The sequence below is a fragment of the Moraxella sp. I5G genome, from assembly GCF_055193055.1.
On record NZ_JBUXLH010000001.1, the window covers coordinates 183,320 to 207,964 of the forward strand.

The window sequence follows — 24,645 nt, forward strand, 5'->3', positions numbered from 1 at the left end:
AATCAGTCAAATGAATAAGGCGCAATGCTTGCCATGCCAAAACCATCATTTTGGTCGTATTCATTATCAGCCAAAGATAGATTTAGCCGCTGTAGCGTTTGTAAATCCATAGTATCGCCATCAATCAGTTCAAACCAATAAACCGAGCCTGCCGATACGGCTTTTCGCATCGCTTTTGGTTTCCACAACAAACTATCCCATCCCGATACAGCTTGCCAACGGTCAATTGCAACGGCTTTTAAACGCACTTTGATTTCGCTGTCTGGCAGTTTTCCAGTCATTGACTTTTGGTCAATCCATTCTGGTAAATAGCCCTGAGCAAACACACATGGGGTGATAAAGGTTAAACAAAAACCTTTGGCTTGATTAATCTTGTCCACCTGTTCTTGTTGAGCAGTTTCAATCACGGTTTGTTTGATTGGTAAAAATTGAGATAAACGGCGCTCACCACCAAAAGTTGCCAAGTCTTCCTTTAAGTCTTGTTCAGACACAACCACAAACCCAAGTCTTTTATCATCAAAACAACGTTTTTGAATCTCTGGTGATGGTTTGATTTGATAACCCATATCATAACTTGCTGTTTGGAATAAACGCCCTTCCCCAGATGACAAAGTATCATCATCAATAGCAACGTGCGTGCGAATATCGGTTGGTATGCTTGTAATGCCATCTTGTTTGATGTCATCATAGGATAAATCATCCCCTTGTTGCCATTTTTTTAGATGTTCAAGGGTCCAGAAATTGACACCTGATTTGGGTTTGCCCTTAATAGCCTTAACCTTTCCTTCTTTATCTACAGTTTGTACATAAAGTAGCCCATCAGGTAAATCACTACCACAATCACCCTCCATAGCTTTTGGAGCTAAACGAACCAGTTCAATATTGCCGTCTTTTTCAACATACAAACTGTTGGCAGGCTTTGGAACCAAAATGGTATGATTGCCATCATCTCCATATTTGGCCAAATAAACGCCATAACTTTTTACAGACAATATTTGCTTGTATTCATCATCTTTTAGCGCATCTTCTACACTGCTAAAACGTTTTTTGATTGCAGGCAATGTTTGTTGAGCGATGCTCAATGAACGAATCAAGCCCGCCCCTGCACTTGGTAAAGGAAAAATAACATCCGATACTGACATCTGCGAACCAAATGGTTTTCCTGAACGAAAAACAAGCGGTGCAAAGGATTGTATTAAATAGCTTTTCATTTTTTTATTCTTTCCCCAAATCTTTTTGTGTTTTTGCAGCAAACCAGCGAGCTACAATCAGTTCATTTGCTAAATTGTCCAAACCAATCTTCTTGGCACGTTCATTAAGCATATCAATTGTTTGGTCAGCAATTTTCTTTGATTGATTGGTGCGAGCTTGTTTTAACATACGCAATAATTCAGCAGACTGAATGTCCTTTTGCAGCTGCTTATCATCAATTGCAAAATCACAGGTACGCAAATAAATTTCTCTTACATCGTAAGCAATACGGCTTGGAATTTGTTTTTCAACATAATAATTCACCATAGTTTCAAAAGCATTTAACCCAGCCAAATCATCCCAATTAAAGCGCAGTTTGGTATCGTTGCCAGAACGCACAGAAAGTAAAATGCCCAAAGCGTTACGACGTTTTTCCGTGCTTTGACTCTCATCAACATGGTCGCCTTTGGCGAATTTTTCAGCTTGGCTTGCCAATTCGCGAATCACCCCAAGCGGCGTCATGATATGGCAAATTGCCAAACCCACAGATAACGTTGGTGAATTTTTTGCACCCAGTTTATTTGCAACGCCAGACAAACTGTTAGCAAAGAGTTTTTGTAAGTCGTCAGCGCATTTATAAGCCTTATCAAGTGGCACAAACCCCAATACGTCATCACCCCCTGCATAAATGCAGTGCCCACTGCTTTGTCTCATGGTATAAGCCACTTGACCTGCAAAGTTTGATAAGGCTTGAGTGATTTCTTGATGCTGAACTTGTGTTTTAGCTTTATCCAAAAGCTCACCCATACGGTCGCCATCAGCAAGTAACAGTACACCGTAACGATAAGGCTCACCATAGCTTTGAAATAATGGGGCTAACGTTTTTTTAAGAACTTTTAGGTTATCAACAATTTCTTTAGCTTCTTTATCGTCGCTATTTTGATATTCTTTTAAGGTAACCTCCAATCGCGATGGGTATAAAAGCTGTGCATCATAAGCAAAATCTTGATAAACTTTGTTGTTTCCTGTAACACCAGAAGCAACGCCTAATCGACACAGTTCATGATAAGTGTTTTTTAGTCTGTTTAACGCATCTGGTTCTTTTTGGGCAATCTCTTCTATCCATGCATGAGCAGTGATGCGAGTAAATGGTGTAAATTGTTCCGCCTTCTCCTCAAAGCCCAAACGTTTAATCACCCCAACCGTATCAAGCTGCTCAGATTTAGACAGTGATAATTTTCTTTGTAAAGAGTTTTTTTGAAGACCGCTTTCTTTTAAAACCGTTTCACGCATGCCATCTAGCGATGATTTGGGTAACATAAACAAATCTTGATAAGGCTGTTTTATGACATTGTGGTTTTTATCGGTTGTTTTTCTTGCATCGTCTAATTGAACCAATGAGGTGATAAAATCCTTTTCCGATATGGTGCGGGTAGGAGAAAAATCTCTGGTTGCTTTGCGGCTAGCCAGTGTCTGACCCGCTTTTTGTGCAGCGTCATGATACGAATTATCATCACCAAATCTTGCCCAAGCCGTCTGAATTTCCAAATAATCATCCAGCTGGCTATTCCAAATGGTTTCACGTAAATAGTGTTTGTCTTTTGGCAGGCGTGATAAAGCGTTACTAGCCTCTTTAATAAAGCGTTTTTTTACGGATTTTTTGGCATTGTCAATGATGTTTTTCAATTCATCAACACTATCAACGATCAATACAGCTTGAACTTTATTCCCAACAGAAAAATCCGAATTTTCTTCCAAATCAGCCTGATTGCTTTTGTCCACGTGAGGGAAAATTAATTGTGCTTTTGTATCGCCTAAATCATTGAGGCTTTTAGCACAAGCTTTAGCAAGCTCAGATAGTAGCCAAGAGCCACTCCATAGGTCTCGACTACGACGGGCAGAGGCAATAAATGTCTGCACAGGTCCAATCGAAAATATAACAACGTATTTTAACATGTATCCATTCCTTAATCTTATCAACCCATATAAAGCTTATTTTGAAAAATATTTTAAAAAAGCCTGTATTGGGTCGCCTCCACCATTTTTTTGAATTGGATCAATGCGATTTGCTGCATCATCTTGCCAAATAGGATAAGATTGTTTACCAACACAAACCTTCATATTTAAAATGTCATCATAAGGCAACACAAGCGCCATTGGTTGATATTGTTTTTGCTGTCCCTTTTTGTCTATCAAACGCGGTCGCAAAATTAAGGGGCTTGGCAAACGCTCGCCAAATTCTGGTTTAAGCATGATATTTAAAGCTTTTTCTTGTCGAGATTGATAATTGATGGGCAAACCAAACACCGAACGAGCAAATACATTACCTGCTGGATGTTTTGGCTCATGCCTTCTATCATAACCCAAATTTTTCTGGATACGTCTTAGCGCATCAGGTTCTGGCCAGTGGCTGCGACCAGGTCTATTAGGCGCTTGACCCGGATTGCGTCCAACTCCTGGAGCTTGGCGAAAATTAGATAGTTTGTTGATGGCAAATTGCAAAGCTTGTAATGCAGAATTGTTGCTGTTATTTTGTTTGATAGCCAAACGGCAGCCTGCTTTTTCTACGTCCTCTTTACTCAAAAGTTCACAAATTTGCGGATAATCTAGGCATTGATTGGCATAGATTGCTCCTAAGCCCTTGCGACTGCGAAAACCCAAACCGCCAAAATTTACCCACCACCGTAAGGTTTCAATAACTTGATTTTTAATTTCCTTTTGATGGGCGATTTTTTCACAAAATGCAAACTGTAAGTCAAACGTCAGTCCTTGATTTAGCAATCTATGAGGTGTTTTAGTTTCATCCGTTTCATTATATGCAGGAAATAAAACATACTTTAAACCTTTTAATGAATCATCGTCATATCTGACTAAATGATTCTCTGTGATTCTTCCTGATAAGTTATTGACTCTTAACAAAACATTGCCTGCAATCCCATCATCACCACTGCCAATTCCACCCCAAATTTCTTTTTCTTTTTGTGGAATGTTTTTTAATTTCCATTCATGTTTGGCTAGCAGTCGCCACCAAAAACGCAATTGACCACGAATTGCGCTGGCGCGAATGGGCATTTTTGTATCCACTTTTGTGGATACGGTACCGCCCCCATACATTGGTGTGATGAGTTCACAGCTTAGTGTATGCCAATGTAGCACTGCATCTTTTAAATTATCTAAATTTGGTGCTTCAAACGTTGGTTCTCTTAACATATGTTATCCTTATTGGCGAATGATAATTCTATGATTATCAAGATTGATAGAGCGACGCCCACCATTTTTTCCATCAACGGATGCAATATCAATTTGTTCACAAATTGATTCACCAAACTTTTCGGTAAATTCTTTCCTTAACTTAGCTAAACCAGAGCGCAAATATTGTTCATCAACCGTTTCTTTTTTCTCCTCATTTTTGTATTTGCTGTAAATTTCATTAAATCGTTTTTGATGTTCTTCATCAATAGTAACTCTTTCTTTCTTGTTTGGTCGCTTATCCTGTGCTGGATAATACAAAGTTTCACCTTTTAGCTTTAGCTCTGCGGCCAGTAAATACAAACTAAATTCCTTGGGACCAAGTTCACATTCCTTATCACCTATTATCACCTTTTTATCATTGACATCCAGTATAACAACGAATGGTTGTAAGCTTAAGTTAGCCATCTCAATTACTGTAGAGAAACTTTTGTTAACAACTTCACTTTTTGAGTTGATAGATTTACGCAATCTCACAAAAGGAATGTTAGCCAGCCAAACTTTAGCATCAAAAGTGTCCAATGATTCTTCTTCATATACATCATGACCTTGTTCCATCTTTTTATGTATTTTTTTAATGATATTTTGTTCTTGTCCTTTTTTAAGCGCAGGGTAATAAAATCCTTGTAACGTTTCATATCTTTCACTTACTAAAACGTGAGACAGTTGATCTTGAATACGCCCATATAAAGACAGTGCGTATCCTGCATAAAACCCCATTGTTTTACGCCCGCCTGCAATCGAAACGTGTAAGCTGACATTATCATCTTGGGTAAATTCACGAACTTTTTGGCAAATCATATCTGCCGCCAGTTCATTTTCTTCGGGGGTTTTTAAATCATCCAGCTTATTGCCTTCTTTGTCTACGATTGCATGTAAAGAGTTTTCGTCAAATTTAATTTCTGGCAGATTGTATTCTTCACACATTTTCTTAAAAATGCCATTATCGCCAAGCAAATTGTCTTTGATTTTTTTTAGCCCCGTTGTTGTGCTTAATACCTGAATTTCATTAGGCACCCATTTTTTTTGTTTTGCTGGGTCACAAGCCAATGCCCATAGCGTTTCAGTGATGATTTGTGGCGTCATACCTGTAACCAAAAATAAAATGTTGTGTTTAGACATACTGTTTACCTCGTGTGTTTAAAAATAATTAAGACAATTTTAACCGATGATTTGATAAAAAGCTTAGTTTGGTAAGCTTATGGTTTAACTTGACTGAAAAATTTGAAGTTGATACTGCCCAAGCCCAAGTGTCGTACTTTTACCCACATGCAAATATTGCCCAATCCAAAGCAGTGGCAAAAGTCGCTCTAATATCTCGCTGCTTGCGATAAGCTGTATATCACCAGACAAGCCAAATAATTGAATTTTTTGGTTTTGACGGCTTGACCTGCGGATGACTTTTTCTGGTTCGACTTCAACGCACATGGTCAGCTGTTCTATATCTGCTAAAAACTCAGAAAATAAGCCATAACTGGTTTGCCATTTTTTCCCTAAATCGTGCTGCTGATTGCATTGCTGGATGCGATTATAAAGATTGATTAATAAATTTTTTGGCACAAGCTGATTTTTATGAAAGGCAATCTTGCCTTCTTGTTGCAAACGAAACGGAGTTAAAAAATGCAGTGTAATTTTAGATAGTTTGCCAATAGATGGTGGCTTGATGATGCGTTTAATTTGCCAATCTGCCAAATTAAATGGATTGGTTTTTTTATCAAAAACTGTTTGAGTTTGATTGCTGACCTTAGTCAGTTCACCACAAGCACGTTCTTTGCCACTTCCAAGCCCTGTTCGCAGTGCTTGTTCCCAGGCCTTTAATATCAAAACATAATCTTTGATAGCCTCGCCTAATAGAACAACACCAAAACGCCAAATTTGCGTTGGTTTGATGTTTGTTTGGTGTATTTTTGGAGGTATGATGATGTAAGGATTGGATGCTTTTTGACGATTGGCGATATTGAGTAATTGAGTTTCAAAAATATATGTATAGCGACAGGCTTGATTTAACGGGCATTGACTACAGTCTGCTAAATTGGTAATACAGCATAATTCCCGCAGTGCATGACCAAAAGCTCCCCGAAGCATCGAGCCTGAGTGTTTGGGTAATTTTAGTGCATCGATTTGACGTACTGTTAAATTAAAGACGGCAATATTTGGCATGGTATCCCTACTTTTGGTTAATGTTTTATCTAGCACATTAACAATCACTTATCAATAAGTAACGTTATTCTAGCATTATTTTTAATACAAATTCTATACAAAAATGAAAAATTTTTTCTACATATTTTTTTAATACTTAATTATTTGACTTTTAATGGCTATTTAATTAAAGAATTATATTGATGGTTTTTTTATTCAAAAAGCTGAGTTTATTTGCGCTTTATGTGAGAAAAAACAGCTGGCAATACTGCAGCGCCAATAGCGCAGACGGCTTTTACTGCATTACTTACTTGTTTGCTGTGAAAAATGCCCGTAACGCACCAATGAGCAAAATGCTCGCAATTATTACGAAATAAATCATAATTGTTCTCGCCCAGTTTGCTGAACGCACGCTCAACAATTTCAGCGGGTGAAAATTTCTCATTTCCGTGATAGTTTACAACTTTAATTTTTTTCGCTTTACCTTGAAATTTTGTTAAATCTGCTATCTCAATAGGACCTGATTTAAACGTTTCACAAAACCCTGCGTAATGAATAACCTTATTATCACCAATATAAATACCATGATGTGTATAACCAAGACGAGCAACTTTAAGATGGGAACCAATTTCATAAAGATCCATAATCATCACCTTATCAATTAAATAAAAAATTTGAATACAAGCCACCATCACCAAAATTAAATTTTAGTGTCATGAGTGTTTTTTTATAGATATTTAAAAAAACATTATTTAATAAGATTTAAAAATAATGTTACTTAGAATGATTAGCACATCTGGTAATAATGCATATTGATTGTTAATTGATAAAAAATTTAATTGGAAAATTCATATTCACAGCATAAACATTTATAGTTATTTAAAATATTTTCATCAACAACTTCACCTGCCTTAGCGCCAAGACATAAGCCCGCAGCCGCTCCAGTTAGTGCTCCTAATAAACCACCTGCAATACCACCAGCAACTGCGCCAACTGGACCTGCAACCAGTCCAATTGCTGCCCCAGCCTGAGCGCCAACCGAAGCACCGCCCCAGCCTGCTGCACCTCCAGCAGTAAAACCAATGGTTGCGCCTGCTTTGCGTGCGTAGTTATTTTTTTGAACGTGGGTTGAATGACAATTTGGACACATCATAGTAAATTTCCTCATATAAAGAATATTTGTTTAGTACAATTATATCTAAAGGCATAAAGCAAAATTAAAATTGATAAACTTATTAACTAAACTGATTAACTAAATGACAATATCAAATAATTTTTTTATATTAAACCTTATTTTATCAAGCAATATTAAACTTAAGTCAACTTGATTAGCTTAATATTTTTTTAAATAAACACATAAAGCTTATTTTTAAATTATTTGTTTGTATGCAAACTAAACATGCAATAAATTATATACAAATAGTGCAAAATCTTTTAAATCTGGTAAGCTTATTTTTAAATGTTTAAAAATTAATCTAAATATAAAGATAGCTAAAGATGCAATAAATTGGGCAGATACCAAATATTGGCACTGCCCTTTTTATAAATTGAATGTTTGATGAGATGTATTTTTTTAATTGGCTTAATCTGTACCAAACTCATGGCGTTTTTTGGCAAAAAATCGATCCAGCCTATCCATGGCGTCTTCCAAATCAATCAAATTTGGCAAAAATACTACACGAAAATGGTCGGGTTTATCCCAATTAAATCCAGTCCCTTGCACCATCAGGACTTTTTCTTCAATTAGCAAATCCATCATAAATTGCATATCGTTATCAATTGGATAAATATCACGGTCAATCTTAGCAAAACAGTAAAACGCGCCTTGTGGCATCGTGCAGCTAATGCCCTTGATTGCATTTAATCGACTGACTGCCAATTGTCTTTGTTTGTATAATCTTCCAGTGGGTGCGGTGAGTGCTTGCATGGATTGATAGCCGCCCATTGCTGTTTGAATGGCATATTGGGCTGGCACATTGGCACAAAGCCTCATACTAGCAAGCATGGTCAAACCCTCAATAAAATCACCAGCATGGTCTTTTTTACCTGACAGCATTACCCAACCTGAACGATAACCTGCAATTCTATGAGATTTAGACAATCCATTAAAAGTTAAAACCAAAGTCTTATCAGTAATCGTGCACATCGGCGTATGAACAGCATCATCGTACAAAATACGGTCATAAATTTCATCAGCTAAAATGACTAAGTTGTATTTTGCTGCCAGTTCTGCAATGCCTTTTAAAGTTTCAACTGAATATAAAGCGCCCGTTGGATTGTTTGGGTTAATAATTACGATACCTTTAGCATTGGATGTAATTTTACTTTGTATATCAGTCAAATCAGGTTGCCAGCCATTGTCTTCTTGACAGCGATAATGAACCGCTTTACCACCTGCTAAATTTGCTGCTGCTGTCCATAATGGGTAATCTGGCATTGGAATTAAAACTTCATCACCATCATCGAGTAAGGCTTGTAAAGTCATGACAATCAGCTCGGATACACCGTTACCAATAAATACATCACCCACATCGGTTGCTGATAACAATCCCTTGGCTTGATAATATTGTAAAATGGCTTTTCTGGCGCTAAAAATGCCTTTAGAATCTGAGTATCCAGATGCGTCTGCAAGATTCATTGATACATCTTGTACGATTTCGTCTGGCGGTAACAGCCCAAAAGGAGCAGGATTACCGATATTTAATTTAATGATTCTTTGTCCTTCAGCTTCCATACGATTGGCGGTTTGTAAAAGCTCGCCACGAATATCGTAACAAACATTATTTAATTTGCTGGATTTTTTTAAAGGTTTGACATTGCTCATAGTAGTGTCCAAAACGGTTGCAGGCGCGACATGTAAAGTGGTTTGAATTTGATTAGGGTGGTTGCCTGTAAGTAAATAACTTTCTGTGGTATTTAAAATTTTAGCTAAAATTGGCAATTTACTGCTCACGATGCCATTTTTGCCCCCTTCCCAATTGGTAATTGCTGCTCGGCTGACCTTAGCACCTTCTTGACTTAGCTTATCAGCTAATATTTGAGCAGAAAGCCCCAAACTTTTACGCAACCTTTTAAGCCGTTGTCCTTGCATCTGAGGCGTATTTTCTAAATTGGTTAGTTCATCTGTCATTTTTATCTCATTGATGATAAAATTTTTCTCATTTTAAAGTAAAAAAATATAGAAAACAAGTTTTTTTGAAAGAAAAACTTTCTTAATTTTGTTTAAAGAATCTTTAATATATTTTTTTGATAGTTTTACTTGCTTTTATAATTTAAATGCAAATAAAAAAGCTGACGAAAGTCAGCTTTTTGAAGTGCAAGTGTAGTTTTATATTAGGACAAAAGCCAAGTAAAGGGCTCAATATCCACCCAATCTCCTGCCTGCAAATGACCAATATCTTTTTGTAAAACTAATAAGCAGTTGGCAAGGCTGAGTTGTTTGATACGGTGTGAGTCTTGGTTTAATAAAGGTTTAACATAAAAAACCCCGTCTTCACCCTGATGATAAATTGCCCGAGCAAACTCCTTACGCCCATCTTTTTTGAACAAATCATCGGTTAATTTGGCTTTTAACACTAAACGCGTTGGAAAATCATCTTCATGAACACCCGACAGCTGCCATAAAGCAGGCTTGATAAATTGTAAACAGCCAACCACACAAGACAAAGGATTACCCGGCAAGCCAAAGTATAAAATGGTTTTGTCGTTTTCATCGCCATCTTTGCCATAAAGTTCACCAAACACAAATGGCTTACCAGGCTTCATTGCAACCTTATAATGGGTAATCTTACCTAGTGTATCGATGGCTGTTGTTAAATAATCGTAATCACCCACCGACACGCCTGCACTGGAAATCAGTACATCGCATTCACGTGTTGCTTGACTTATGGCGTGACAGGTTGCTTCCAAATCATCAGGCACAATTCCATAATCTTTTATGATAACTGGCATATCATTTAATAGTGATTTCAGCGTTGGAGTGTTGGAATTATAGATACTAGCCAAACTTGTCAAAGGTTCACCTAAGTTTGTTAGTTCATCACCGGTTGCGATAATACCCACTACCAAAGGCTGATAAACGTACACGTTATCAAATCCTAGACTGGCAAGTAAACTGATGTCAGTGGGATTGATTTTTTTACCCACTTCCAACACACATTCACCAGTCGCAACTTCCTCACCTTGTTTACGAATATTGGCACCTAATTTAGGTATGGTGACCAAATGAACATCGTAAACATTGTTTTTGTCTAAGTTTTGCTTTATTTCTTGCCAGTTGGTGTGTTCTTGCATAACAACAAAATCACATTCATCAGGAACAACCGCCCCTGTAAAAATACGCACACCTTGCCCTTGTTTAAGCTCCCCTGAGTAAGGTTTGCCCGCCGATGATTCGCCGACGATGGTTGCTTTATCCAATTGCCCGCAGATTGCAAAACCATCCATCGCTGATAAATTTTGTTGTGGGATGTTCATTGGCGATTTGATATCTTGTGCCAAAATAAACCCTAAAGCATCTGTCAACTGTTTTTGGATGACAGTACGATTCATGTGCTGATGATGTTCGCTAGCAACTTGATAAATTGCCTGATAAAGCGCCTCTACTGTAATCATCTTTAACCTCGATAAACATTTTCTTGATTAACATTGATATCAATGCCTTCAATATGAGCATTTTGTTTAAGTAAAAACAGATAATCTACTAACGCATGGTGAAAACTTTGCTGCGTAAGTGTATTTTCAATCATGGCTTTGGCATTATCAAACGTCAAAGGCTTGCCATCAACTTTTTCTAATACATCTACAATGTGTATACCATAACGAGTTTCTATGGGATTAACACACAAACCTTTAGATAGTGCAAAAACTGCTTTTTCAAATTCAGGCACGGTTGCACCTTTTTGCAGCACACCCAAATCACCACCATCAGTTTTGGATGGGCAAGCAGAATGCTGCATGGCAAAGCTGATAAAATCACCATCCAGATTATCGCTTTTTTGTAATTTTTCAATTAAATCAGTTGCTTGTTTTTTTAATTCCAAACGTTCCTCACCTTCTTCTGGCGGGCAAGCCAATAAAATATGGCGAACTTTCATAACAGGTGGTGAAACAAACTGTGATGGATTGGCTTGGTAGTATTGTTGGCAAGTTTCTTGGCTGAGTTGATTGGGTTGAACATGTTTTGCCAATAAATCAGAGATGGCTTGCTCTTCATCAGTATCCCATGCTTTTTGCCCCAAATCCTTATCTTCCAATACCGCTTGTTTTAACAATTCTTTGATTACTAAGGCTTGTGCTGATAAAAATAAAGCCTCTTCTTGAGAGCTGGCAGGATGATATTGAACTTCTTCACCAATGGCTTGTTCGCTGATAACCACACCATTGACGCGAATGCTTGGTACGGTTTGGCGACTGGATGCAATCAGATGACGATGGTCAGATTTTTCTTCTGCAAGTGCCTCTTCAATTAATTTGGCATCAGATGATAAACGCTTTAAATCATCACTGGTTGGCATGACGCGAATGCCGTCATCTACAGGCATTTGGTGATGACCGCCACAGCCACAAGAACCGCTACCGCAGCCTTCTTGGGTTTGGTCTGTGGCTGGGTCAAAATCATGGGAGTGGTTATTTGGAGATTTTGGGTTAAAAGTTGTAACGCTCATAATAAACTCAAATTTGCTTATAATCGTTTATTATTAATGATATTTATCAAGAGTAAAATACTTCTTTGTGGTTATTTTAGACCAATAAAATAAAAACACATATTTAAAGTCATATGTGTTTTTATTTTCAATGATTTGAATCAATAATGCCAAAAACGATATGGTAAAGATGGCTGATTTTTATTGGATAAATCAATCAAACCGCCAGCAATCATTTTAAGTGTCGTAGGCACAAGTTCGTGTTCTAATTTTTGCACACGTTTTTGTAAACTGTCAGCAGTATCATTGTTTGACACACAAAGCAGCGCCTGGGTCAATACATCGCCAGCATCCAATTGGCAAGTAACCAAATGCACACTGCAGCCATGATAACGCTCGCCCGCCTTTAATACCCTATAATGCGTGTCCAATCCTTTATAATAAGGCAATAACGATGGATGCAGATTAATCATTGGAATGTTTTTGGTGGTGACACCATCAATAAACACAGGCGTTAAAATGCGCATAAAACCTGCCAACACAATCAAATCCAAATGAAAATCTGCTAAGATGGTCAGTGCTTTTTCTTCAAAACTGGTTCGTGTATGCCGTTTACCGTTTTCGTCTTTATCAATTACAAAAGTTTGGATATGGGCATTTTTAGCGCGTATTAGAGCGTATGCATCGCTTTTATTACTAATAACACAAGCAATCTCAATTGGCAAAGTGCCATCTTGCATTTGGTCAATTAAAACTTGTAGATTACTGCCATTGCCCGAAACCAAAACTGCGATTTTAAGTTTTTTCATTGCAATACAACGTCTAAATCAAGCCTGATAAACAACCGCATCATGTTTGCGAGTAACAATGTGTCCAATTTGCCATGCAGTTTCACCATTTTGACTTAAAAAGTCAATTGTATGTTGGGCGTGTTTTTGGGAAACGACAATCACATAACCCACGCCACAGTTAAATGTACGTACCATTTCACTTTGAGCAATGTTCCCTTTTTGTTGTAGCCAGTCAAATACTGCAGGCATCTGCCAAGATGACAAATCAATTTGAGCAGATAGATGCTGTGGTAAAACACGTGGCAGGTTTTCTGTTAAGCCGCCACCAGTGATGTGCGCCATAGCATGAATGTTGGTATTTCCTAACGATTTTTGCAATGCATTGATGGCTTTAACATAAATTTTAGTAGGTTTCATAAGTGCATCGGCTAAATTTTCACCATTGTTAAGTGTGGCGGTATGAACGTTTGTTTGACTAACTTCAATCACTTTTCGCACCAAAGAATAACCATTAGAATGTACGCCACTGGATGCCAAGGCAATCAGTACATCCCCTTCTTGTACGTTTTTTCCAGTGATGACTTCACTTTCTTCAACCACACCAACACAAAACCCCGCTAAGTCATAATCTTCATCTTGATACATGCCTGGCATTTCAGCGGTTTCCCCGCCAATGAGCGCACAATTTGCCAGCAAACAGCCATCGCCTATACCTTTAATCACAGCTTCGGCGGTATCCACATCCAATTTGCCCGTAGCGTAATAATCTAAAAAAAACAGAGGTTCGGCACCACAAACCAATAAATCATTAACACACATCGCCACCAAATCCTGACCAATGGTTTCATGACGATTTAAATCCAAAGCCAATTTTAGTTTGGTACCAACACCATCAGTTCCAGATACCAAGAGTGGTGACTGATAACCAGCTGGGATTTTACATAATGCCCCAAATCCACCAAGCCCGCCAACAACTTCTGGGCGAGTTGTCGCTTTTGCAACCGATTTAATACGAGAAACCAGCGCTTCCCCTGCATCAATATCCACGCCTGCATCTTTATAACTCAAAGAAGTATTTGAAGCATTCATAAAAATCCTATAAAAATAAGTGCATAAATTATGTTTTAAGTTGGACAAATAAAAACCAATAGCTGTCGAAGAATTTGCTTATTATAACAAAATATCATACAAATATTATGGCGTTTTTTATCACTTTGATAACTTTTCTTTTACCATAAAATCATCTACAATAGCTAAAGCCATTTAACCTAATGATTTTTAAGCCAATGTTAAAAATAGACCCTTTTTTTCGCCGTCTTGCATTTTTATTGTTTTGGGTGATTTTGCTGTATGCATTGTTTTTACTGCGTTCAGTTTTAACACCATTTATAGTGGCATTTGTGTTTGCCTATATGTTAAATCCGCTGGTTAGTTGGCTAAATCGCTTTATTGGGCGAGGTCTAGCGATTGTTTTGGTGTACGTGTTTGGCGCTTTAGTGGCTTTTGGATTGCTAGTATGGCTACTTCCCATGTTGTATCGGCAAGTTTTGCTAATTTGGGATTTTGTGCCACAAATGGTAAATTGGTATAATCAAACAGGTAGAATGTTTATAAATCGCTATGCTGGAACCAATTTGGACACACTTGATTTTAATATGTTGTCTGATATTTTTGTTTCTTATGTACAAAGCAATTATCAAGTGTCTGATGCCCAAACGTTTTTAAAAAAAGTACTGTCATCAGGTTTGGGCGCGGTCAATGCACTAGGACTGATTGTCATGGTGCCAATTTTAACTTTTTACTTTTTATATGACTGGCAAAATCGTTTAAAAACTTGGCAGCAAGCTATACCTGTGGCGTATCAAAATAAGGTTACTCAAATTGCTAAAGACTGCGATAAAGCACTGATGAGTTTTGCTAAAGGTCAAGTCTCCGTAATGGTTTTATTGGGCTTTATTTACGCCATTCAATTGCAATTGATTGGCTTAAATCTTGGATTGATTATTGGCATCAGTGCAGGCGTGGCAAGTTTTGTACCGTATTTGGGATTTGGGTTAGGTATTTTATCAGCATTGATTGTAGGTGTGGTGCAATTTGGACTAGACCCGTTACATTTAGGTTTGATTATTGGAGCGTTTTTGGTGGGTCAAGCCATGGAAGGCTATGTACTTCAGCCATTACTGCTTGGCGATAAAATCGGACTTTCAGCGTTATGGGTAATTTTTTCTGTGTTGGCTGGCGCATCTCTTTTTGGTTTTATTGGTATGTTGATTGCCTTGCCTGTGTCAGCAGTGATTAATGTATTGTTTCGCCATACTTACGATGCATACATAAGCAGTGATTATTATTTAAACAGATAATGAATTCTATATTTGAATTAAAAATAACCAAAAAATACAAATTCTACGCCACTGTCTGAATTATGGTTGCAAAATTTGTCTAAAATGTGTTATATATAAGTTGTTTTTTTGCTATTTTAAGTTTTCAATCCCAATGACCAATCCCAATCAGCGCCAAAAATTCTTTCAACCATCATTAGATAATATTGATATTAGACAGGATGCCAGTCTTGAAGATTTTGTTGGGGAGTGTTATCAACCTTTGTTAAATGCTGTGCATCAGTTATGCTCTGGACAAATGACTGAACTTTTCGTGGTTGGTAAAAAAGGTTTTGGTAAAACGCACTTGGCAATGGCGATTTATGATGAATACACCAACCAAGACTTAGACGCCATTTATATATCCTTTGCAGAATTGGTGATGGGCGAAGAAGATGAACATGCGTTGTCAGGGCTGGAGCATTTTGATTTAGTAATTTTAGATGATGTGGGTGCAATATCAGGCAATGATTATTGGCAAGAAGCTTTGTTTCATCTGATTAATCGAGTACGCAACCAGCAAAAACAGCTTTTATTTTTAGCAGATAACCCTGCAGGCGAGCTTCATATTACATTGCTGGATTTGGTAACTCGTTTATCACTTGCTCCAATGATTGATTTACCAGTGATTGAGGATTTGATTGACCGTTCCGCGTTAATTAATCATATGCTTCAGCGTAAAAATTGGCGACTTCCTGATGAAATTTTAGCTCATTTAATTACTGAAGGCCCTCAAAATTCGGGTGATATCGCCATTGTACTTGAAAATATTGCGCCATTATTGACGCATTTGTCACGAGTGCAAGTGCCTAAAAAAATTATTGAAAAAGCCAGACAAGTCATTGAAAGAGAAACTTTGCTTTTAGAGCTTAGCGACTACGTTTTTGATGACGATTTATTAGATAGTTAGTTTGGATTATTGATTGTATTTGTTTATTATAGGAATGATTATGCGTAAACTCTCTTCTTCAATGTTGTTGGCTTTTTTAGCTTGCTATGCTTTAGGAGCGTCTGCTGACGTTAAATTATCAATTGAAGACAATGTTAAAGTAATTGCCATCAATGGTCAAGAAATCAAAAACAGTCCATTTTTGCCGACCAAGCAGCAATTTACACTAGAGCCAGGGCGTCATGTAATTACTGCACGTTATGACCGACTGTTTGATTTAACTCATAACAGCCATGATTATCTAAAATCTGGCAACATAACATTATCTGTAGACTTGCAAGATAATCAAAGTTATCAGCTTATCATGCCAAATCAACCGTCGGTCTATTCTCAAGCTAAAGAATACGCTAAAGCGCCGACACTGGCACTCGCCCAAAATGGCAAAATCATTGCTCAAGAAAGCCAATCAGAAAAACAAGAAGGCATTTTGTCATCACTAAGTGGTTTATTTGGTAGAGATAAAGCGGTTCAAACCAATCAAAAAGTTGTTGCTGCTGTACAAAATCCAGCAAGCCCATCTTTAAATACTTCAGCTATTAACACTTCATCTACAACCACTTCAGTAAAAACAAATACACTTGATAGTTTTATGCAGCTTTGGTTAAATGCCAGTGAAGAAGAGCGCGAAAAAATCCGCCAATGGATTGCCAAATAGTTTAAAATCAGACAACCTAAATAAAAAACCTACTTACAGTAGGTTTTTTATTAATTATCATTAATTTTCTTCATTATCTTGTTTCTTTTTCTTTTCTTTTTTATCATCCTTATCGCCATTTGGAATCACCGCTTTGACCACACCTTTGGTGGTTTTATAGGCAACCTTAACAGGTACGGTTACGATTTTATGAACGCAGCCTTGTAAAAACAAAAAATTAGCCGCTAATACAATCAATGCAGCATTTTTTAGAGTATTTTTCATCAAATTTTCCTTATCAATCAAAGGTAGGTTAAATATCAAACTTTGCCCAAACAGGCGCATGGTCGGACGGTTTTTCTTGTGCTCTGGTGGTGTAATCAATACCAGCTGATAAACAGTTTTTTGCCAGAGCAGGTGTACATAAAATATGGTCAATTCTCAAACCACGTTTGGGATTGTCATCAAATCCTCTACTGCGATAATCAAACCAACTGTATTCTTGAGTATCTGGGTAGTGCTGACGGTAAGTATCAGTCAAATCAGTATCTAATAACGCTTGATACCATAAACGTTCTTCAGGCAAAAATGAACAAATTCCATTATCTTGCCATCGCTTAGCAACATGACTACCAATCCCAACATCGTTATCGCTGGGCGCAACATTCATATCACCCATGACCATGATTTCTCGCCCTTGTTGTTTGAGCGTGTCAATATAATTGATTAATTTAGTATAAAAATCACGTTTCATTGGATATTTGATTTGATGGTTTTGATGTTCGCCTTGTGGAAAATAACCATTGATTACATCGATTTGCCTACCATGAATATCAAAACGAGCGTGAATCAATCGTTTTTGGTCATCATCACCATCGCTTAAAAACCCTTTTTGGACGAAAATAGGTGCAGTTTTGGATAAAATAGCCACGCCATAATGGGATTTTTGCCCAAAATAAGTGACTTGATAACCTAAATTTTCAACTAACGATGATGGAAAATCTTTATCTTGAACTTTGGTTTCTTGCAGTCCAATAATATCAGCATCTAAGGTGTTTTTAATCATTTGCAGCTGATGAATTCTGGCACGTATTCCATTAATATTAAAACTTACAAAAGTTGTCATATCAGACTTCCAAAAAATTTGCTCCCTATTTTAACAAAAAAACCAAACAAATTAAGCGTAAATTTAAAAAACCTTGTACAATACTGCTATTTTACAAATTCAAACTTGCTAAAATATTTATTATGACCGCAAAATTTAGTACAACTTATAAAATATACATCAATCATACCGATGCAGGCGGGATTGTTTATCACGCTAATCATTTGATTTTCTTGGAAAACTGTCGCCGAGATTGGCTAACCTCTTTAGGGTTTGATGGTTATTTTTTTATAGATAAAGACACTGACAAAAAAATTCATTTTGTAGTCAGTGAAGCAGTCATACGCTATCATCTGCCCCTTTTGATTGATGATGTCATCATAGTAAGCATTCAAGACGTTCAGGTAAAAGCTGCAAGCTTAATTATTCATCAAAATATTTATCGCAGTCAAGATGATTTTACCAAAGCAAAAGTGGCAAGTTCGGCAGAGATTGTGCTTGCTTGTGTGTATCATACACCAACTGGCATTCGCCCTTATCGTATTTTAGACGGTTTAAAAGATAAAATCAGCTAACGATGCATTTTTATTGACGCATTCACACCCTATATTAAAGCAACTGATGACAGTTATTATTAAATGCTTTTAAAGGCACTTTAATTTAACTGTCATCTTTTGATTAAACGCACTTAAAGCACACAAATTCAAATTTAAAAGTCTACTATAAAAACTTTGTAATTAATCGCAGTGGCAGATATTTCATACCAAGACCGATTGGTAACCAAGGCCACAGCGGAACAAAGGCTTCTTGTACATTGGCTTCAATAGCTTTAATAATGACATCAGCACCTTCTTCTTCTTCTACTTCAAAAGGCAAATATTTTGCGCCAATATTTAAATCAGTACGCACATACCCAGGATAGATGGTAGAAACATGAATGGGTAATTTTTCCTTTAAGACGTCTGCACGTATGCCTTCTGCTAAATGCGCCAAACCCGCTTTGGCGGCAGCATATGTAGTTAAATGCCGCGGCAATCCACGAATGGCTGACATGCTTGAGATTACAACCAAATGCCCACTATTTTGACGGCGAAAAATCTGCATAGCTGCTTCACACTGTGCTAAAGCCGCAATAAAGTTGGTTTCAGCGGTTGCCCGATTGATGTTAAAACGACCATGCCCAATGACCCGACTGTCTCCAACACCTGCATTAACAATGATTTTATCTAATTTACTAAACTCACCAGCAAATTCTTCAAAAATTTTAAATACATCATCATAAACTGTTACATCAAGTGCTTTGGTAATCACTTTAATGCCATATTGTTTTTGTAGTTCTGCCTTTAAAGCATCCAATCGCTCCAGACGTCTGGCGCAAATTGCCAAATCATAACCTAAAAATGCAAATTTTCTTGCCATCATTGCTCCAAGACCCGAGCTTGCCCCGGTAATGAGCACCACTTTACCCGCACCAACACCGCGAATATCATTTAAGTCTTTGATTTTATTAAAACGGTTGGCAAGAACTCGTCCAAATTTATCCGCTTTGGCAAATAATTCTTCTAATTTTTTCATCAAAAATCCTTAGCTTATAAAAAATTTTGAGTTTTACTGTCTGATAGATTGGCTAAAAACCGTGTTGCCATTTGACCTGCTTTTTGAAGAGCTTTTGTGCCACTTACAGCCAGATGTTCAGTAAGACCCAATTTTTCTGCCAAGGTTGGTTCAGTATAGCTTTGTAATAAAAATACATCGTGTTTATTCATTTGCTCTAATAAATACGCATCTGATGTCATGATACCATCAACTAGGTTTAAGGTTTTGGCATCCACTCCAAACCAAAATTCGCCAGTAGCAATTTTATCGATATCAATATGTTGACGATGTTTTTGAATAAAATCTTTAAATAATTGATGAATGCGATTAATGTCTTCTTGATATTTGGCGCGGTCTTTGTCGCTATTTTCACCAAACATGGTAACCGTGCGTTTATATTCACCCGCGGTAAACATCTCAAAGCCAATATTATGTTGTTTTAAAAATTCGTGAAAATTAGGTAATTGCGATACCACGCCTACCGAACCAATCACCGCAAATTCACTAGCAAGAATTTTATTGGCGGTGCATGCCATCATATAACCGCCACTGGCAGCAATTTTATCCACACAGATTGTCAAATCAAATCCGGCATCTTTTAATCTGACTAATTGGGCTGCAGCCAGTCCATAAGCATTGACTTGTCCGCCACCACTTTCAAGACGAACCACCACTTCATCACCTTGTTTTCCAGCACTGATAATGGCGGAGATTTCTTCGCGTAAATTTGCCACAGCATCGGCTTTAATATTACCTAAAAAGTCTAATACAAATACTTTTTTACCACTATCTTGATGTTTTTTTTGTGATAATTTTTTGGATTTTAGTTTGGTAAATTTTTGTAAACAACATGGTTTATTAACAGATTGTTTAAAAACATGGTCAAAACGCTGCTGCTGTTTTTGTTGAATTTGATTTAAATGTACAAGGCGCAATTTAGCAGGTTTTTTTGGGGAATAAAAAAGCATAATCTCTTCACTTATTCAAATGGAAGTTATTGTTATCATACACAGTATGATTTATTAAGCAATATCATAATGGGGTAAATCATCAAAAATAAAAGCCCTATTCTTTTTTGTTTTCTTTGTTTTCACATTTTAGCCCAACACCGCGCAATCTGCCTTGGTTGTCAATGTCACGCACAATCAATGACCATGAGTTATTTAGACGCACTTTATCACCTTTAACTGGTTCGGTGGTAAAATGCTCACTCATAAATTCGGCAATGGTTTTGTGTTTTACTGTTTGTATTTTTTGCAAAAGCTCATCATCCACACCTGCTAACGTGGTAGTTTTTTGGGAGAATGTTAGAGCATCTAAGGCATAGGCAACGGTTGGCATTTTTTTGGTTACAAATTCACCATGCCTGGTTTTTTGGTTAGCCAGTCCATTAAATGGTAAATCGGCGATGCGTACATGGGGTGATAATAACCAATCGCCATAAAATTCACTGTTTTTTTGATATTGTGCGGTGGTGTTATTAAAGACACGGGCAACTGACATGGCATTTTCAGCGGATAAAATGTACCACACCACATCACCTACTTTAAGTACTGTATCTTGTTGAATATTAACTAGTCTTTGGTTGCGAACAAGAGCAAATACACTTAGGTTGGATTCTTTGACTTTATTGGAAATGTTTTTTGGATGCCGACCAATAGCAAAGGCACCTTCTTTAACCTCAAATTCATAAAGAGTCATATTGGCTTGGTCGCCAACCCAAATTTCCTGAGTGGCTTTGGGTTCATTGTCTGTAGGTACCCAAACTTGAAATATTCGAGACATCAGTGCAATGCTGGTTCCTTGAACAAGTAGCGATAAAATCACCACACCAAACGTTAGATTAAATGCCAAATTTGCCCCTTCAACATGATTCATAACGGGCAAAATAGCCAATGTGATGGGTACAGCGCCTCTTAAACCAACCCACGAGATAAAACCAATCTCCGTTTTTTTAAAACCAAAAGGCAATAGACTGCTTATCACTGCAAAGGGGCGAGCAACCAGCAATAAAAATAAAAATACCAACAATGAATAATGCCATACTTCAATTAATTCTGTTGGTGTTACCAAAAGCCCCAGAACAACAAACAAAAGAGCTTGGGAGAGCCAAGCAAAACTGTCCATGACCCGTAACACATGCTCAGTTGCGCGCACTTTAGTGTTGCCAATGACCACGCCTGCTAGATACACTGCTAAAAAACCACTACCACCTAAAATATTGGTTGCACCAAATACTGCAATGCCTGCTGATAAAATTAAAATGGCATACATACCTTCTTCTAAACGCACCTTTGGGAGCAGGCGTGATAATAAAAATCCCGCCAAAAGACCCAAAACCAAACCAATGCCAATTTGGCTGATTAACATAAAGATGGTACTACCAAACGTTTGATTTTCTGGACTGATATTTAAAGCAATCATTACTGTAACCAGTAGAATTGCCAAGGGGTCATTTGCTCCTGACTCAATCTCTAACGTTGCTTGTACGCGGTCATTTAATTTAACCCCACCATTACGCAACAAACTAAAAACCGCTGCCGCATCTGTTGAACCAACAATTGCAGCCATTAAAATACCCAATCGCCAATCAATGCCAAAAAGCCAAGAGATAAATACCCCTAGACATAATACCGTTGCCAAGACACCCCAGCTTGCCAGTACAATGGCGGGCTTTAAACCAACCCGAAAAGAACGCAATGATGTACGAAGTCCACCATCAAGCAAAATACATGCCAGTGCTGCCTGTCCAATAAAATTGGTAAGTGGGTAATTGGCAAATTCAATTCTTAAAATTCCATCTTCACCAGCTAACATGCCTACACCCAAAAAGAATACTAACAACGGTATGCCAAACTTTGAAGAAATTGTACTGGTCATAATGCTGGCAAAAATTAATAAAGATGCCACCAAGTAAAGCACATTGAGTGTATTCATAAATAATAAATAAACCGTTAATTTAAAATGTAAAATCAATAGGATGGAATCAGAAATTCAACCAAAGCGTAACAGCTAGATTTTAAAAAGTCAATGGCTTACAAAGGGTAATTAAAAACATAAAAAACATAAAAATTTTCGTTGAAATCTTGCGCCATGACACATTAACAGGCATAATGTGCAGTTTAACCATATTTTATTATTATCATTTTAATCATAAGGCAAAATTATGATGCGTAGTCATTATTGTGGACTTGTCAATGAGACATTAATTGACCAAACTATTACCGTGGCAGGCTGGGTTCATCGTCGTAGAGACCATGGCGGGGTTATTTTTTTAGATTTAAGAGATAGAGAAGGTTTGTTGCAGGTTGTGATTGACCCAGATACGCCTGAGGCTTTTGCAATCGCCAACGCCGCTCGTTCTGAATTTTTGCTAAAAATTACTGGTCGTGTACGCGCCAGATATGCAGGTACTGAAAACCCCAATATGACAAGTGGTAATGTAGAATTATTAGGTAAAAAAATTGAACAGCTTGCCAAATCTGAGACACCACCATTTCAGCTAAATGATGAGTTTACCAATATATCTGAAGAGCTGCGCCTAAAATACCGCTTTTTGGACATGCGTCGTCCAGAGATGCAAGAGCGCATGAAGTTTCGTGCCAAGGCAACTTCTGTCATTCGCCGTTATTTAGATGAACATGGATTTTTAGACGTTGAAACTCCTGTCTTGACCCGAGCAACCCCTGAAGGTGCTAGAGATTACTTGGTGCCATCACGAACCCATCAAGGTGAATTTTTTGCCCTACCCCAATCACCTCAGTTATTTAAACAATTATTAATGGTTGCAGGGTTTGATCGTTATTACCAAATTGCTAAATGTTTCCGCGATGAAGACCTACGTGCTGACCGTCAACCTGAATTTACCCAAGTAGATATTGAAACGTCATTTTTATCCGATGACGAGATTATGGATATTGCCGAAGGTTTGACCAAACAATTGTTTAAAACGATGTTAAACGTTGAATTTGATACCTTTCCACGCATGACATATAACGATGCAATGCGCGATTATGCATCTGACAAACCTGATTTGCGCATTCCGTTAAAATTGATTGATGTTGCAGACATCATGAAAAATGTGGAATTTAAAGTGTTTAGCACCCCTGCTCAAGACCCCAAAGGTCGCGTTGTTGCTCTACGCATTCCAAATGGCGGTGAGATGAGCCGTAAACAAATCGATGAATACACTAAATTTGTTGGTATTTATGGAGCAAAAGGTTTGGCATACATTAAAGTTAATGATGTAAGCAAAATCAATAATGGTGTAGATAAAGAATCAGGATTGCAATCGCCAATCATTAAAAATATGACGGATGATGTTTTGCTTGAGCTTATCAATCGCACCAATGCTCAAAATGGCGATATTATTTTCTTTGGCGCTGATAAAGCTAAAATCGTCAATGATGCTATGGGTGCATTACGTGTTAAAATTGGCACAGACTTAGATATGCTGATTTGTCAATGGGCGCCACTTTGGGTTGTTGATTTTCCGATGTTTGAGGAAACTGAAGATGGTAAATGGACGTCCGTACACCATCCATTTACACGCCCTAAAGACACAGTTGATGAAATGAAAAACAGTCCAGAAACTGCTCTTTCTATTGCCTATGATATGGTACTTAATGGCACTGAAATTGGTGGCGGTTCGCTACGTATCAATACTTTGGATATGCAAAAGGCGGTATTTGAAGCTTTAGGCATTTCTGAAACAGAAGCTGAAGAAAAATTTAGTTTCTTATTAAACGCTTTAAAATATGGCGCCCCTCCACATGGCGGTCTAGCATTTGGACTTGATCGATTGATTATGTTGATGGTTGGTGCAAACTCCATCCGTGAAGTGATTGCTTTTCCAAAAACTAAAACCGCTGAATGTCCATTAACCGATGCGCCTGCAGCAGTAGACAGCAAACAGCTTCGTGATTTGGGCATTCGTGTACGCGAAAAAGAAAAACCTCAATCTTAATA

22 protein-coding genes are annotated in these 24,645 nt (G+C 37.5%); 5 read left to right on the forward strand and 17 right to left on the reverse strand.

Features of this window, described 5'->3' with window-relative positions; genetic code table 11:
• Nucleotides 1-2: 2 nt before the first annotated feature.
• The 12 genes from ACZBKJ_RS00755 to purM all read right to left on the reverse strand — a co-directional run bounded on the left by ACZBKJ_RS00755 (nucleotide 3) and on the right by purM (nucleotide 14,104).
• A complete protein-coding gene (locus ACZBKJ_RS00755) occupies nucleotides 3-1,211 on the reverse strand; it encodes a type III-B CRISPR module-associated Cmr3 family protein (protein WP_463198983.1) in 1,209 nt (402 codons plus the stop codon).
• 4 nt (nucleotides 1,212-1,215) lie between these two features.
• Nucleotides 1,216-3,147, reverse strand: coding sequence for a type III-B CRISPR-associated protein Cas10/Cmr2 (cas10, locus tag ACZBKJ_RS00760; RefSeq protein ID WP_463198984.1), 1,932 nt, complete (start codon nucleotides 3,145-3,147; stop codon nucleotides 1,216-1,218).
• A 36-nt stretch (nucleotides 3,148-3,183) separates the two neighbouring features.
• Complete coding sequence (cmr1, locus tag ACZBKJ_RS00765) at nucleotides 3,184-4,401, reverse strand: type III-B CRISPR module RAMP protein Cmr1 (RefSeq protein WP_463198986.1); 1,218 nt, start codon at nucleotides 4,399-4,401, stop codon at nucleotides 3,184-3,186.
• Nucleotides 4,402-4,410: 9 nt separating this feature from the next.
• Nucleotides 4,411-5,562, reverse strand: coding sequence for a CRISPR-associated ring nuclease Csm6 (gene csm6 / locus ACZBKJ_RS00770; RefSeq protein WP_463198987.1), 1,152 nt, complete (start codon nucleotides 5,560-5,562; stop codon nucleotides 4,411-4,413).
• A gap of 84 nt (nucleotides 5,563-5,646) precedes the next feature.
• The gene (gene cas6 / locus ACZBKJ_RS00775) at nucleotides 5,647-6,600 is read right to left on the reverse strand and encodes a CRISPR system precrRNA processing endoribonuclease RAMP protein Cas6 (protein ID WP_463198988.1); all 954 of its coding nucleotides are present in this window, start codon (nucleotides 6,598-6,600) and stop codon (nucleotides 5,647-5,649) included.
• Between the two features lie 209 nt (nucleotides 6,601-6,809).
• On the reverse strand, nucleotides 6,810-7,268 hold the full coding sequence (locus tag ACZBKJ_RS00780) for a lecithin retinol acyltransferase family protein (protein WP_463198989.1): 459 nt from the start codon (nucleotides 7,266-7,268) through the stop codon (nucleotides 6,810-6,812).
• A 146-nt stretch (nucleotides 7,269-7,414) separates the two neighbouring features.
• Nucleotides 7,415-7,732 (reverse strand): hypothetical protein, encoded by a 318-nt coding sequence (locus ACZBKJ_RS00785; protein WP_463198990.1) that lies wholly within the window; start codon nucleotides 7,730-7,732, stop codon nucleotides 7,415-7,417.
• A 429-nt stretch (nucleotides 7,733-8,161) separates the two neighbouring features.
• The gene (locus ACZBKJ_RS00790) at nucleotides 8,162-9,709 is read right to left on the reverse strand and encodes an aminotransferase class I/II-fold pyridoxal phosphate-dependent enzyme (RefSeq protein WP_463198991.1); all 1,548 of its coding nucleotides are present in this window, start codon (nucleotides 9,707-9,709) and stop codon (nucleotides 8,162-8,164) included.
• Nucleotides 9,710-9,912: 203 nt separating this feature from the next.
• Entirely contained in the window at nucleotides 9,913-11,193 is a 1,281-nt protein-coding gene (locus ACZBKJ_RS00795) for a molybdopterin molybdotransferase MoeA (RefSeq protein WP_463198992.1), read from the reverse strand.
• Between the two features lie 2 nt (nucleotides 11,194-11,195).
• Entirely contained in the window at nucleotides 11,196-12,122 is a 927-nt protein-coding gene (locus tag ACZBKJ_RS00800; protein ID WP_463199050.1) for a peptidylprolyl isomerase, read from the reverse strand.
• Nucleotides 12,123-12,385: 263 nt separating this feature from the next.
• The gene (gene purN / locus ACZBKJ_RS00805; protein WP_463199051.1) at nucleotides 12,386-13,039 is read right to left on the reverse strand and encodes a phosphoribosylglycinamide formyltransferase; all 654 of its coding nucleotides are present in this window, start codon (nucleotides 13,037-13,039) and stop codon (nucleotides 12,386-12,388) included.
• A gap of 12 nt (nucleotides 13,040-13,051) precedes the next feature.
• Complete coding sequence (purM, locus tag ACZBKJ_RS00810; protein ID WP_463198993.1) at nucleotides 13,052-14,104, reverse strand: phosphoribosylformylglycinamidine cyclo-ligase; 1,053 nt, start codon at nucleotides 14,102-14,104, stop codon at nucleotides 13,052-13,054.
• A gap of 197 nt (nucleotides 14,105-14,301) precedes the next feature.
• Here purM and ACZBKJ_RS00815 point away from each other — a divergent pair, with 197 nt between their 5' ends.
• The 3 genes from ACZBKJ_RS00815 (at nucleotide 14,302) to ACZBKJ_RS00825 (ending at nucleotide 16,997) form a co-directional block, all read left to right on the forward strand.
• A complete protein-coding gene (locus ACZBKJ_RS00815; RefSeq protein WP_463198994.1) occupies nucleotides 14,302-15,375 on the forward strand; it encodes an AI-2E family transporter in 1,074 nt (357 codons plus the stop codon).
• 133 nt (nucleotides 15,376-15,508) lie between these two features.
• Nucleotides 15,509-16,303 carry a DnaA ATPase domain-containing protein gene (locus ACZBKJ_RS00820; protein ID WP_463198995.1) on the forward strand — a complete coding sequence of 265 codons (795 nt, stop codon included), beginning with the start codon at nucleotides 15,509-15,511 and terminating at the stop codon, nucleotides 16,301-16,303.
• 40 nt (nucleotides 16,304-16,343) lie between these two features.
• Entirely contained in the window at nucleotides 16,344-16,997 is a 654-nt protein-coding gene (locus ACZBKJ_RS00825; RefSeq protein ID WP_463198996.1) for a DUF2057 domain-containing protein, read from the forward strand.
• Nucleotides 16,998-17,057: 60 nt separating this feature from the next.
• On the opposite strand, the gene ACZBKJ_RS00830 is transcribed toward ACZBKJ_RS00825, so the two are convergent.
• Nucleotides 17,058-17,261, reverse strand: a complete 204-nt coding sequence (locus ACZBKJ_RS00830) for an NF038104 family lipoprotein (protein WP_463198997.1) — start codon at nucleotides 17,259-17,261, stop codon at nucleotides 17,058-17,060.
• A 28-nt stretch (nucleotides 17,262-17,289) separates the two neighbouring features.
• On the reverse strand, nucleotides 17,290-18,102 hold the full coding sequence (gene xthA, locus ACZBKJ_RS00835; protein ID WP_463198998.1) for an exodeoxyribonuclease III: 813 nt from the start codon (nucleotides 18,100-18,102) through the stop codon (nucleotides 17,290-17,292).
• 122 nt (nucleotides 18,103-18,224) lie between these two features.
• Between xthA and ACZBKJ_RS00840 the strand changes: the two genes are divergently transcribed.
• Nucleotides 18,225-18,656 (forward strand): thioesterase family protein, encoded by a 432-nt coding sequence (locus ACZBKJ_RS00840; RefSeq protein WP_463198999.1) that lies wholly within the window; start codon nucleotides 18,225-18,227, stop codon nucleotides 18,654-18,656.
• A gap of 145 nt (nucleotides 18,657-18,801) precedes the next feature.
• On the opposite strand, the gene ACZBKJ_RS00845 is transcribed toward ACZBKJ_RS00840, so the two are convergent.
• The 3 genes from ACZBKJ_RS00845 to ACZBKJ_RS00855 form a co-directional block, all read right to left on the reverse strand.
• Nucleotides 18,802-19,656: an SDR family oxidoreductase gene (locus ACZBKJ_RS00845; protein WP_463199000.1), complete on the reverse strand. Its 855-nt coding sequence runs from the start codon at nucleotides 19,654-19,656 to the stop codon at nucleotides 18,802-18,804.
• A 14-nt stretch (nucleotides 19,657-19,670) separates the two neighbouring features.
• On the reverse strand, nucleotides 19,671-20,645 hold the full coding sequence (gene sohB, locus ACZBKJ_RS00850; protein WP_463199001.1) for a protease SohB: 975 nt from the start codon (nucleotides 20,643-20,645) through the stop codon (nucleotides 19,671-19,673).
• A gap of 97 nt (nucleotides 20,646-20,742) precedes the next feature.
• Entirely contained in the window at nucleotides 20,743-22,614 is a 1,872-nt protein-coding gene (locus ACZBKJ_RS00855) for a potassium/proton antiporter (protein ID WP_463199002.1), read from the reverse strand.
• 229 nt (nucleotides 22,615-22,843) lie between these two features.
• Here ACZBKJ_RS00855 and aspS point away from each other — a divergent pair, with 229 nt between their 5' ends.
• Nucleotides 22,844-24,643, forward strand: coding sequence for an aspartate--tRNA ligase (gene aspS / locus ACZBKJ_RS00860; protein ID WP_463199003.1), 1,800 nt, complete (start codon nucleotides 22,844-22,846; stop codon nucleotides 24,641-24,643).
• Nucleotides 24,644-24,645: the final 2 nt, after the last annotated feature.